The sequence below is a fragment of the uncultured Anaerofustis sp. genome, assembly GCF_938029165.1.
GTDB lineage: Bacteria > Bacillota > Clostridia > Eubacteriales > Anaerofustaceae > Anaerofustis.
On record NZ_CALHFB010000035.1, the window covers coordinates 1 to 12,202 of the forward strand.

The window sequence follows — 12,202 nt, forward strand, 5'->3', positions numbered from 1 at the left end:
TGAAATAAATAAAAAGAAAATATTTCTTATTGAAAGTATCATAAAAACATGTAATAATAATTAATAATCATTATTGATTTAATAAAATACTTTTATAAGGAGCAATTATGAAACTTGTAACGTGGAATGTAAACGGGCTTAGAGCTTGTGTAAATAAAGGATTTATGGACTTTTTTAATGAAGTAGGCGCTGATATTTTCAGTGTTCAGGAAACGAAACTTCAGGAAGGTCAAATAGAAATGGATATCCCAGGATATGAAGAATACTGGGATTATGCCGAGAAAAAAGGTTATTCAGGAACGGCAACATTTTCAAAAATCAGACCTATCAGTGTCAAGACAGGACTTAGCGAAGAAAAATTTTCTACTGAAGGAAGGGTTATAACCGCCGAATATGAAGATTTTTATTTGGTAAATGTATATACTCCAAATTCTCAAAACGAGCTTAAGCGCTTAGATTACCGTATGGAGTGGGAAGATTATTTTGCGGATTATTTATGCGAACTTGATAAGACCAAACCTGTTATTATGTGCGGAGATTTAAATGTGGCTCATACCGAAATTGACCTTAAAAATCCAAAGACAAATAAAAAGAATGCGGGTTTTACAATTGAGGAAAGAGATAAAATGACCGCCCTTTTAGAAAGAGGTTTTGTAGACAGTTATAGGTATTTATATCCAAATGCCGAAGGGGTGTATACATGGTGGTCGTATCGATTTAACGCAAGAAAGAATAATGCAGGGTGGAGGATAGACTACTTTATTGTAAGTCAGAGGATAAAAGAGAAAATCAAAGATGTAAAAATATTCTCTGATGTAATGGGTTCTGATCACTGTCCGGTAATGCTTGATATAGAATTTTAATGGTGTAAAAATGAACTTAATCGATTTTGATAAAAATGAAATACCCGAACTGGCGGTCACTTTAAGCAAGGAAAATATACAATACTTGGTTTCTAATTTAAAAGAAAAAAATAATAATTTAAGATATAATTCATTTTTGCTTCTTAAGGAGCGAAGCAAAAATTATGAAGATGTATATGATTATTTCGATACTTTTAAGGATATGCTTACAAGCAGAAATTCTTATCATAAACATATTGCGGTATACTTGATTGCGGAAAATGCAAAGTATTCAAAGAAATATGACGACAATAAATTTATATATGTTTTAGATAGATATCTTCAGTGCTGTAAGGACGAAAAATACTCCACTGCTAGACAGTGCATTCAGTCAATTCCCTTATGGATAGATTGTTATCCGGAGCTTATTGATAAAGTAACGGATTATCTAATAAATATTGATATTACCATATTCAGAGAAAGCGGCAGGGGACTGGTTCTATATGATATAGCTAAAACCATTATTTATATAAGAAATATCAAATCAAATGATAGGATAGATAATTTTTTAGATGATATTATAAATAATGAGCTTCTTGATGATAAGAGATTAAAAGAGCTTGGAATGAGGTGAGTTAGGGGCGCGGATTCTGCCGAAGGCAGGCGTAGTGCCCCGTGTTTTTAATTAAAATCAATAAAATACTAAATTGTGTATTTAACTTTAGAACTAAAAAGCAGGGAAAGACCCTGCTTTTATTATTTTATAAATAATATGCCTTCGTATGAACAGTTTATTATATTTTTATCTTTAACCGTTAAATCCAGATAAGTGAATAATACTTTGACATTATCTTTATCATATATCATTTTAATTGTTTTATTGTTATTTTCTTTGTTGTTTTCATATAATTTATTAAAATAATCAGTAAAGTCCAAAATTACTTTTTCTCCATTTTTATCTTTGATATTTTTATTTTTATAAACTAATGAGTTATTTTCTATTTTAAACATTTTACTGTAACCTTCTATATTTAAACCTTTATCGTATATATCATAGTCAAATGAATAAGTGATTTTATCATTATTTGCTATATCCGAGTACTCATCATTATTTTCTTTAAACGCAAAGCCGTATAGATAATTTGTATCTTTTTTATCGGATATATATTTTACTAAATTTGATTTAATACCGGGGGATGAAATTAAGTAATTGTGACAGCTTTCAATAGTATTTTTATCTTCTTCACTTAATTTACTCGATTTTATTATTATGCCCTCTTTATACATATCATTTTTTTTAAGCACTCTTATAAATCTGTTTTCCTGTGTTTTGTTCGGTATGCTATATAAATTGAACGGAGATATTGTAAACATTAAAATTACGATTCCTCCAATCAAAAAAGGGTATTTTATACTCTTTTTTGTTATTATACAAATTAAAAACATGATCCCTATAAAGATTAGTATCAATGAAAGAAGTCTTAAAGAAGTAAGACCATAGGCATTTATTCTTATACTTATAAAAATCAATTGCGTGATAATTATAGGTATAAGTACAAAACTACCATATTTTTTAAAGTATAGTGTAAATTTATTATTTACATCATCAATACTTAGATATAAAAATATATATCCGAGAAGCGCCAGTGAAGCATAAGGGTTCATTTCTCCGACGGGAATGGTTCCTGTAAAAATGATTTTAAAAATATAAAGATACAATACACCAATAAGTATGGTGTATAAAGGTATTATCACTTTTTTTATAATATTTGTATATATTTTGGGCGTTTTTACTTCTTCGTTTTTCTTTGGTATAAATGTCAAAAAGAAATTTGTAAATATTATTGCAAAGGAAAATGAAGCAATAATAAAGAACATGTTTAGATATTTAAATTTAAACACAAGAAGTTCAAAAGCGGAATAGCATATAGATAGACCTAAATATATTATCATAGATATAATAAAAGTAAGCAGAAATGAAGTAAATAAATGTGTAAACAAGGTTTCTTTATTTCCTGAAGTATACATTATATATACTATAATAAATAAACTCCAAGAGATTATACCGTAGTAAGCTAAATATACTAAATCATTGTAACCACCTTTTGTATTTAAAAGAAGTATATAAAATATTATTGTTACAAAAGATGAAATTATAATAGATATAATATTATTTTTTGTTTTATCAATGCTCTGTTTTCTATACTCAAAAAATATATTGATAAGTACAGATACAATTATTCCCGGGATTAAACTCATCATAAATTCTGATATATCATATTTAAATAAACCAATACTTGTAATTAAAGTACATAAAAATAGTATTATGGTAAATATGAATGTAGGTATAAATCTATTAATACTTTCTTTTAATTTCTTATTCAAAATCTTGATTTGAAAATTTTCTTTCATAATTTCCTCCGTATATGTTTAATTGATTATATCATTTAATTTATACAATTTTCCTATTTTAATAGTTACCTAATAAGAAATTAATAAGATGATGTATTACTTTTAAATTTGTTTAGAAAATATTAATGATTTTTATTAACAAACCGGGGCACTACGCCTGCCTTTGGCAGAATCCGCGCCCCTAACGTATATTAAGCGAGTTATATATCTAATTAAGTTTATTTATTTTAATTTATATATGGTAAAACAAATAAAAAAGAAGACCTAAGTCTTCTTTTTATTTTATAAAGACATCTTATAAATTTTTAACATATCTTCTTTATATAAAGGTTTGTATGCGGTTTCTATTTTATCTATCTTGGATGCCATTTTTTCAAGATGAGTTTCATCAATTCCAACTTCTTTAAGCGTCATAGGTATGTCGAGGCTTTCAAAGAATTTATAAGTATTTTCTATAGCTTCTTTTGCAATCTCTTCTTTTTCCTTATGAGGAGAAATACCCCAAACATTCATTCCATATTCTACAAATCTATCTAACGTATCTTCGCTTAATACATATTCCATCCACCTTGGAGTAAGTATTGCAAGTCCGACGCCGTGAGTTATATCATAGTAAGCACTGAGTTCATGTTCCATAGGATGAACGCACCATTCAACTTCGTTTCCGGCTTTCAAAAGTCCGTTGATTGCCCATGAAGAAGCCCACATCAAATTGGCTCTAGCTTCATAGTTTTCAGGGTCGTTATATGCTATAGGGCCGTATTTGATACAAGTCTTAAGAAGTGCTTCAGCGATCCTTGACTGCATAAATCCTTCTTTTACATTTGAAAAATAACTTTCAAATATATGAGACATTATATCAGCTGTACCCGCGGCAGTTTGCTTTTTAGGTACAGAAAAAGTATAGCTTGGGTCCATTATGGAAGCTTTAGGTTTTAATAAATCACAGCCTACTCCGGCTTTCATATTAGCATTCATATCGCTTATTACTGCGAACGGATCCATTTCAGAGCCTGTAGCAGCCAGTGTAAGGATAGATACGATAGGTAATGTATCCTTTATTTTATTTGGGTCGATTACTAGTTCCCATGCGTCAAGGTCGCTTTTTGCCGCTGCCGCAATCATTTTTGCACAGTCAATACTGCTTCCTCCGCCCGCTGCGAGAACTACGTCTATATCATTTTCTTTACATATTTTGCTTCCGTCTCTTACCGATTCTATTCTAGGATTTGGGTCTACTCCCGAAAGTTCGAATACTTCGATGTTATTTTCGTTACATAAGTTCATTATCTCATCGTAAAGTCCGCTTCTTTTGATGCTTCCGCCTCCGTAAACAAGAAGTACTTTATTTCCGCATTCTTTTAATACTTTGGGCAGATGTTTGATTTGACCTTTCCCGAAATATACATTGGTAGGTAAGTAGAAATTAAAATTATTCATACACGTTCTCCTTAAAGTTTATTTATATATATTTTAACTCATATAAACGTTTAAATCAAACTTTACTTAAATATATCTTTTACTTTTCCCCATATATCTTTTCTGTTCATGACAAAACCGTTATCCTCGGTAGAATAGTAACTTGTTAAATTTATATATTTACTTAAATGAGGATATTTTAAATCCTTCTTTATGTAGTTTACATGAAATAAAGGGACTTTTCCTTGGATATTTAGTATATTCATCCCTTCATTTTGATAAATTGATTCTATAAAATCCTGAAGCACTGCCTTTTTTGAATTATCATCGGTGTTCATTAAGTAATAACTTTTTACTCCGCTTACGAAATTTACCTGCTGTTCGCTGTAAGGGTAGGGGTACACTGCATAATCAAAGCTGTTTTCTTTGTTTTTAGTCCTTATAAGATAATTTACATCGGTCAAATCACCCGCATATATCATTGTTTTGCTGTTGTATAAATCGTAATGTACGCTTTCTTCACTTTTCTTCTTACTTAAGCACTTATACCCTTTTAATTCTTTTTTTAAGTTTTCCAGTTTTGAGTAATTCATGTTGGAATAACCGCTGTCCAGTATGAAGTTCATGTAAGCATAGCTGTTTTTGTTTACTACCATATCGAAGGGTATTTTTTCTTTCTTTGTATCTTTTTTCTTTATTTCCTTAATTGTTTTTATAAGGGTATTGTAACTCCAGTTCTCTTCGGGTAAATTAATCCCCATTTCTTTAAATGCGGTTTTGTTTACTATAATAACGTTGAAAGACCCATATACAGGGAATATACATCTTTCCTCATCTTCTGCTATCTTAGGTACTGTGTATGTAGTTTTCATTTTATTTACAAATTCTTTGTCATACATTATATTGTCAGTCTTTATTATATCGTTCTCGACGTACTTACTCATTATATCGGGATGGTTTTTACTTATCGCTTTTTCGTTTGCAAGTTTGCTTGCTCCGTCAAAACTAAGTTCTCTTAGTTCGATTTGTAAAAGAGAATTATCATCTTCGAATTTATCCACTGCGTTTTTAATAAATCCATAGTTACTTCCGATTACTGTTCTTGAGGGGTTATCCCATAGTGTAATCATTCCCTGATATGCTTTTGTGGTTTCTTTGTTTATAAATCTGCTTATGTAAAAATCTCTTATAAAAAACTTATAAGAAAACAAAAAGGCAATTAATAATAAAGCAGATATAAACCTAGCTTTCTTCCTTTTCATGTCTTAATTCCTTATACTTTTCCTTAGTCGCTATCCCGCCTCTGATATGTCTAAGTTTTTTATTGGTTTCTATTATATCCCTTACCTTTAAATATAACTCCCTGTCGATTTTCTCCAGCCTCTTTGATAAGTCGTTATGTACTGTGCTTTTGCTTACTTTAAATACACTCGCACACTTTCGTATGGTGGACTCCTCTTTAACTATATACTCGGCTTCTCTAATAACTCTTTGTTTAATATTTTCTAACATATTCATTTCCTCACTTAATTTAAAGATATGTATTTTAAGTAAAGTTATGAATGTAAATTGATTTCTTTTATTCATAAAGAATTATTAAAGGGTTTTACACTTGAAAATGAACTATGAGACGTTATACTAAGCTACGTTAATCTTTGTCAGCTCTAATTTGCAAATTTCACCGGAGTAAATTCACTGCACAGCATAACTTCGAAATCTTGTTTTTTAGAATACTTCATACATATAGATTTTAATTGATTAAAATCTATAAATTTTCTTAAAAAGATTTTAAATAGTCACGATAATATGAAGTGCTTTTTTTATTTTCTTCGAAAGCTTGTTTACAGTCGGATAATCAGCAATTCATATATATGGCTTATGTAAATCAACTATATGGAAAACTAATAAATCATGCTATTTAAAGTAGTAAGGTAAATTTTAATTTTTAATAAAACCCAACCAATTTTTAAATGGATAAATAGTTAAATACTTCATTAATATGTATTATTAAGTCTTCTCCAATATAAATCTTCAACATATTTAAGTCATTAATCCGCTATTCACTAAAATATTTATTATATTCAATAAAAGATGTAACTATCTATTAATAGGATTAGGTTATCTTTCTTTAGAATAAATTAAGATAGATTCCCTTGGAATGAAAGTTAAGAACAGTGCTGTGATTCGATAAAAAATTTTCACTTTTTTTGAATGACCTTTAATTTTTTAAGGCTTTTGGAAATATAACTTTAGTTTTATATAATTAAATAATGCTTTCTTTTTTTCGATTCATTTAATGTCGTTTGTAAATTTTTTTAATGCTTGTGATATTTGGCTTTAACAATATCTGCCAATATTTATAAAAATATTTTAAGTATTATTTTAAGATATACCATCTCTTATACCCTGCATACTTTATAAATATCCTCATATATTTTACAAGTAGAAAAACGGGAGTAGAATAGATAATGAAGAAAAAAAGTATAGCTGTTATTATTGTAATGATGTTATTAATAAATCTGCCTGCTTTTGGCAGTATAAAAGCTGCAAATGTCAGTGCCCAGGCGTACTGCATTATGGAAGCGGGGAGCAACAGAGTATTATACAGTTCCAATATGAATGAAAAACTTCCAATGGCGTCGACCACTAAAGTAATGACAGCAGTCTTGGCTTTGGAAAAAGGAAATTTAAATGATGTAATAGAAATAAAGAAAGAATGGACGGGGATAGAAGGTACGAGCATATATTTAAAAGAAGGCGAAAAACTTACTTTGGAGGATCTGCTTCATGGGATGATGCTTGTTTCGGGAAATGATGCGGCGGTTTCCATCGCCTGCTATATCGGTGGTTCTATTGATAATTTTGCTAAGATGATGAATAAAAAGGCAAAAGAACTTGGGATGAAAAATTCTCATTTTACAAATCCCAACGGACTTCCCGATGACGATCACTATACGACTGCCTACGATTTCACACTCCTTGCTTCTTATGCGATGAAAAATGAAAACTTTGTAAAGATAATCAACGATGAAAAATGGAGCATGCCTTATGAAGGAAAAGCCAATCAGAGGACGATATATAATAAAAATAAACTTTTAAAGAGTTATGAAGGTGCAAACGGAGTAAAGACAGGATTTACCAAGAAAGCAAGGAAGTGCTTTGTCCTTGCTGCGAAGAGAAATAATATGCAGGTAGTGGGAGTACTTTTGCATACAGAGAACCACTATGAGGAAAGCAAGATGTTTTTGGATATGGCATTCAATAACTTCACTTTGAAAAAGGTGATCGAAAAGGGGGATTATGTCAAGACGGTTCCAATGAAGGACAGTAAGAACGGTATAATAAAACTATCTGCGGGAAGTGATGTGTATTTTCCTTTAAAGAGTGATGAAACGGCAGATGTCAAGTATAGTAAAGTATACAACTCCGGAAGTGATAACTATATAGCCGACTACAGTATAAAAGCAGGAGATGAGACTTATAACTACTCCGAAGAACTTAGTGTAAAAAAAGAAGATAAAGGAACCTTTTATAACTTTAAAAATTTATTTAAAAAATTTACAAACCTTATTCCTTGATAATTGAGAGACATTTTATTAATGTCTCTTTTTATTTTAATAATTATAAAGTGTTAATAATATAGAAAATTTTATTGTTAAAGTGTAGTTTTTGTAACATTTTGTTATATCTTATATTTTATTATAGTTTGTATCATATTTATTTAAAATTAATATAAAATAAGAAATAATATAACAAATATGTTATATAATATGTTTGTTACGATATGTACAGATTTAGTATTGAATATTCGCTCAAAAAATTGTAATATATAAATGAAACAAAACAAATTAAAGGAGAGTAAAAATATGGAAAATCAACCAAAGGGAAAGACTTTATTAAAAGTAGTCAGCATTTTACTTATAATAGGTGCGGTAGTTACGTTTATATTAAGTTTAATGACAATGCTTGGAGGTACTATGGTAGCTGCAGGTGCAGATGAGTTTACCGGGGGACTATTTATAATTTTAGGTGTGATAAGTATACTTCTAGGTATATTACAGCTTATCGCAGGTATAGTAGGCGTTAAGAATGCCGGTAATGCAGATGCTGAATCGGTAAAGAAATGTCAAACGTGGGGTATTATTTTATTAGTCATAGCTATAGTTAATATAGGTCTTGTTATAATTATGAATCAATTTGCTGTTTCTTCACTATTTGCATTATTGTTACCTATTCTATTCCTTGTCGGCGTAAATATGAACAAACAATCTATAGAAGAATAATTAGAATAGAGATTAAGAAAAATAGAAAATCAATCAAAAGGTACAGGAATGCTTAAAATATTAAGCATTCTTCTTATTATCGGTGCGGTACTGTCTCTTATAATGTGTTTAGTGGTTGCAATCGGCGGTAATGCCGCTTCTGATACTTTTAATTTTACACAGCTAGGTACTTCCGTTACATTATCAGCCTTACTTGGAGTATTTCATCTTGGAGCGGGTATATTCGGACTTAAGAGCATAAAAGACCCAAATAAAGAAGTGTTGAAGAATTGTATGTTATGCGGGATATTATTACTTGTAGGTGATATTGCCAGCTGCCTTATTTCAATGGCTGCTTCAGGATTTAATATCTATGCCATTATAGGTTTATTATTTCCTGCTTTATATCTTGTTGCGGTAATAAATTATAAAAAATCAGTTATTGAGTAGTGTTATTTAAAATATTAAAAAAAGAGAGGTTTTCTCTCTTTTTTATTTGTTCAGTTCTATAAATTTTATAAAGTCATCAGCCTGAGCATGAATAAACTCAAGTCCTTTAACGATGTTTCCTTTGTCATCCATGCTTTTCATTGCATTTGGAAAAGTAAGTCTTGAAGTCATCATTATCTTAGCATCTAAAAAGTTAAGAACGCTGATTAAATGGTCCTGAGCCACAACGGTTCCCGTCATTCCCGGTGTTATGCCGCTTACGCATATCGGTTTATCTTTAAGTACTTGTGGTACATCTTTACTTATAGGTCTTGAAAGCCAGTCTAAGAGATTCTTAAGTACACCCGAGAAGTAATGATTATATTCGGGGGTAAAGAACCAAACTGCGTCAGCTTCTTTTATTTTATCCCTTACTTTTGATACAGCTTTCGGTGCGGGATATTCAATATCTTCATTAAAAAATGGAACATCCATATAATCGAGTATTTCAAATACCGCTTTATCTTTCAAATATTCTTTTATTGTCTTTGCTAATTTTAAATTAAGTGAATCCTTTTTAAAAGAACCGACAATACCTACTATTTTATATTCTGACATATTTATCCTCCGTGATTGTAATCCTGATAATAGGATATGTATTATAGTTATATTTATAAATATAAAATCAAATAATATAAAAAACTTGCTTTTATAATGTTGTTTGTTTTGTGGTATAATATTAAAATATTGTGTTTATATAATAGTTTCATTATGTATTTTAAATCTATGATTATATTTTAAAATGTTTTAACCAGACGATAGGGATTTCAATTATTAGTATTAAAAAATAATATTGAAATATAACTTTTATCTGAGATATTTATTAGATTAAAAGGGGATTTGTATGCGAGAGAGAATATATGAAATGGTGGAAAAGCCTGCAGAAGAGGATTCATTAAGCAGGTTCTATGATATTTTTATGCTTATAGTGATAGTAATAAGCATAATCCCTCTATGTTTCAAATTTAATAACCAATTATTTAATCTTATAGATTATACGACTTGTGCAATCTTTATCGTGGATTATATTTTTAGGATATCCACTGCGGATTATAAACTGCATGAGGGTAAGATGTCTTTTATACTATATCCGTTTACTCCTTTTGCCATAATTGACCTTATTTCAATACTTCCGACTATAAGCATAATAAGTCACAGTTTTAAGCTTTTCAGATTATTTAGAGTGTTTAAAACCTTTAGACTCTTTAAGAGCCTTAGATATTCAAGGAATTTTGAATTTATCTCAACTGTTATAAAAAATGAAAAAGAACCTCTTATTTCAATTTTAGTATTTGCAGTCGTGTATACATTCATATCTGCTCTTATAATGTTTAATGTGGAACCGGGGAATTTTGATAATTTCTTTGATGCTTTTTACTGGGCAACTACAGCTCTTACCACCGTAGGCTACGGAGATATATACCCGGTTACGGAAGCGGGGAAAATAGTGAGTATACTTTCTTCCTGTCTCGGTATTGCCATAATCGCTCTTCCTTCGGGAATACTTACTGCCGGATTTATGAGTGAAATTGAAAGAAGAAAAGATGATTTGGAGTAAGAGTTAAATCAAAAACTAAGATTTAAAGATGTTTTTTGAATAGTGGAACATAATATAATATGTCTTTTATAAAATACTTAAGTATATGATAAATTTTGAGGTGGATGATTTATATTTTAATAGCTGTATGGCGGCGCGGAATCTGCCGGAGGCAGGCGTAGTGCCGCAGGGGAGTGACCTTTTATTATAAATAAGCTATGTATTTTTTAGTAAAATCTTTATGTTAGATAAACATTTGTAATATTAAAATTTTTATATTATATCAAATAAAAAAGGACAGCGTCAGCTGTTCCTTTTTTATTTAAGAGATTTTTTTATATTTTTCATTTTATACATATTTTTATCTGCAATCTCGATGAGTTTATTTATGCTCATTTCAGAATTATACTCACTGTATCCTACGCTAACTGACAATTTGAACTCAGTATCTATATTTTCAATATAGTTGTTTAACTTTTCTAAATAGTCATTTACTTCTATATCCTTAAAATCAATAAATATAGTATAAAATTCATCTCCGCCTATTCTAAAAGATTTAATTTTTTCACTGCTTAATACTTCCTTTATTGCATCAGATATGTATTTAATGGCATTATCACCGATAACATGTCCGTAAGTATCATTTATATCTTTTAAACAATCTATATCAAACACTGCAAGAAAAAGACTCTTGATTTCTTTATCATATTTAATAATGTATCTGTTTATTTCCTGATCAAACGATCGTCTGTTAAAAAGCCCGGTCAAGCTGTCGTATAAAACAAGTTCATTCATCTGTTCTATCAAATCCGAAATATCCAGATTGTTATTCTGGGTTTTATCACTTACGAGAAGATTATTTGTTATATCTTTTATAAATTCTATTACCATTACTTTACCATTGATAGTAATAGGCTCTGAATTTATAAGATATATTTTCCCGTTTAAATATTCAAGTTTTATGATTTCGCTGTTATTCTTGCATGCATTTCGTGATGAACAGTTTTTACATGGAGTCCCTTTCTCCCATATATCGTAACAATTCGTTTCGGTATCAATAAGTTCTTTATCATGATAGTCATAAACTTTAAATTTATTTATATCTATCAATCTGTAAAAATCGAATATTTTTAAATTATCTGCGTACTTTTTTAAATCCTCGTCTATTTCATTTATATTAAACATTGATCTCTCCATTAATAAATAATGTTTTAATTTTATCATATATCGGGATTTAAATC

The 12,202-nt window shown here is 29.5% G+C and carries 12 protein-coding genes; 6 read left to right on the forward strand and 6 right to left on the reverse strand.

What is annotated here, in order from left to right; translation table 11 throughout:
• Positions 1 to 107 precede the first annotated feature (107 nt).
• Both Q0516_RS04285 and Q0516_RS04290 read left to right on the forward strand, forming a co-directional pair.
• Positions 108 to 863 carry an exodeoxyribonuclease III gene (locus Q0516_RS04285; protein WP_294467408.1) on the forward strand — a complete coding sequence of 252 codons (756 nt, stop codon included), beginning with the start codon at positions 108 to 110 and terminating at the stop codon, positions 861 to 863.
• Positions 864 to 873: 10 nt separating this feature from the next.
• A complete protein-coding gene (locus tag Q0516_RS04290) occupies positions 874 to 1,476 on the forward strand; it encodes a hypothetical protein (protein WP_294467412.1) in 603 nt (200 codons plus the stop codon).
• Positions 1,477 to 1,598: 122 nt separating this feature from the next.
• Here Q0516_RS04290 and Q0516_RS04295 read toward each other — a convergent pair whose 3' ends face one another.
• From Q0516_RS04295 to Q0516_RS04310, 4 genes are all read right to left on the reverse strand, one after another.
• On the reverse strand, positions 1,599 to 3,254 hold the full coding sequence (locus tag Q0516_RS04295) for a DUF4153 domain-containing protein (RefSeq protein WP_294467416.1): 1,656 nt from the start codon (positions 3,252 to 3,254) through the stop codon (positions 1,599 to 1,601).
• A gap of 282 nt (positions 3,255 to 3,536) precedes the next feature.
• Entirely contained in the window at positions 3,537 to 4,694 is a 1,158-nt protein-coding gene (locus Q0516_RS04300; protein WP_294467417.1) for an iron-containing alcohol dehydrogenase, read from the reverse strand.
• 62 nt (positions 4,695 to 4,756) lie between these two features.
• A complete protein-coding gene (locus tag Q0516_RS04305) occupies positions 4,757 to 5,935 on the reverse strand; it encodes an extracellular solute-binding protein (protein ID WP_294467422.1) in 1,179 nt (392 codons plus the stop codon).
• A complete protein-coding gene (locus tag Q0516_RS04310) occupies positions 5,916 to 6,185 on the reverse strand; it encodes a sporulation transcriptional regulator SpoIIID (RefSeq protein WP_307983409.1) in 270 nt (89 codons plus the stop codon). Before Q0516_RS04310 ends, Q0516_RS04305 begins: the two co-directional genes overlap by 20 nt.
• A 956-nt stretch (positions 6,186 to 7,141) precedes the next feature.
• On the opposite strand from Q0516_RS04310, the gene Q0516_RS04315 reads away from it, so the two are divergent.
• The 3 genes from Q0516_RS04315 to Q0516_RS04325 all read left to right on the forward strand — a co-directional run bounded on the left by Q0516_RS04315 (position 7,142) and on the right by Q0516_RS04325 (position 9,385).
• Complete coding sequence (locus Q0516_RS04315; RefSeq protein ID WP_294467428.1) at positions 7,142 to 8,251, forward strand: D-alanyl-D-alanine carboxypeptidase family protein; 1,110 nt, start codon at positions 7,142 to 7,144, stop codon at positions 8,249 to 8,251.
• A gap of 288 nt (positions 8,252 to 8,539) precedes the next feature.
• Positions 8,540 to 8,956 carry a hypothetical protein gene (locus Q0516_RS04320; protein ID WP_257480337.1) on the forward strand — a complete coding sequence of 139 codons (417 nt, stop codon included), beginning with the start codon at positions 8,540 to 8,542 and terminating at the stop codon, positions 8,954 to 8,956.
• Positions 8,957 to 9,004: 48 nt separating this feature from the next.
• Entirely contained in the window at positions 9,005 to 9,385 is a 381-nt protein-coding gene (locus Q0516_RS04325) for a hypothetical protein (RefSeq protein WP_294467431.1), read from the forward strand.
• Between the two features lie 42 nt (positions 9,386 to 9,427).
• Here Q0516_RS04325 and Q0516_RS04330 read toward each other — a convergent pair whose 3' ends face one another.
• Entirely contained in the window at positions 9,428 to 9,982 is a 555-nt protein-coding gene (locus tag Q0516_RS04330; protein WP_294467436.1) for an NADPH-dependent FMN reductase, read from the reverse strand.
• A gap of 286 nt (positions 9,983 to 10,268) precedes the next feature.
• Here Q0516_RS04330 and Q0516_RS04335 point away from each other — a divergent pair, with 286 nt between their 5' ends.
• Positions 10,269 to 10,982: an ion transporter gene (locus Q0516_RS04335; RefSeq protein ID WP_257480334.1), complete on the forward strand. Its 714-nt coding sequence runs from the start codon at positions 10,269 to 10,271 to the stop codon at positions 10,980 to 10,982.
• A 297-nt stretch (positions 10,983 to 11,279) separates the two neighbouring features.
• Here the strand turns inward: Q0516_RS04335 and Q0516_RS04340 are convergent, their stop codons facing one another.
• Positions 11,280 to 12,146: a GGDEF domain-containing protein gene (locus tag Q0516_RS04340; protein WP_294467441.1), complete on the reverse strand. Its 867-nt coding sequence runs from the start codon at positions 12,144 to 12,146 to the stop codon at positions 11,280 to 11,282.
• Between the last annotated feature and the right edge of the window lie 56 nt (positions 12,147 to 12,202).